This is a genomic window from Vibrio sp. 1727 (genome assembly GCF_033344415.1).
GTDB classification, from domain to species: domain Bacteria; phylum Pseudomonadota; class Gammaproteobacteria; order Enterobacterales; family Vibrionaceae; genus Vibrio; species Vibrio alginolyticus.
Map to the genome: position 1 here is coordinate 1 of NZ_JAWPOT010000588.1, position 540 is coordinate 540.

General features: G+C 48.7%; 1 protein-coding gene. It reads left to right on the top strand.

Annotation, left to right across the window (positions count from 1 at the left end; all coding sequences use genetic code 11):
* Positions 1-389, top strand: a 389-nt coding sequence (locus R8O10_RS27080) for a class I SAM-dependent methyltransferase (RefSeq protein WP_318192208.1), incomplete at its 5' end; no start/stop codon positions are given.
* Between the last annotated feature and the right edge of the window lie 151 nt (positions 390-540).

A 540-nucleotide genomic window follows, 5' to 3' on the forward strand; every position in this document is an offset into this window, starting at 1 on the left:
CTCGCGCGAAACAAGACCCAGAAATCGGCTCGTGGGTATCTGAGCGTATGTCGCTGCTCCATGCCTCCAGCCATGACGCGCTGGATCAACTGGCGCAAAACCGCGAGTTTGTGAAACCGGATGTGGTGTATCTCGACCCGATGTACCCACACCCAGAAAACAAAAAGAAATCCGCGTTGGTGAAAAAAGAGATGCGCGTCTTCCAATCTTTGGTGGGAGCGGATTTGGATGCCGATGGATTGCTCGAACCTGCTCTGGCCTTGGCAACGAAACGCGTGGTGGTTAAGCGCCCGGACTACGCGAATTGGCTGAACGAGCAAAAGCCAAGCATGGCGATTGAAACCAAAAAGAATCGTTTCGACGTCTACGTCAAAGCCTCGATGGCATAACCTCCTGACTCGCAAAAACTTCTCGTCACAGCATTGAACCAAGTGCTGTGACGCTGCCATTCTTTCCTGAACACTATTTATAGTTTTCACTTGCTAATTCGACACACTGACTGTATATCTAACTAAGAATTATTATTATTTCACTTGTTGT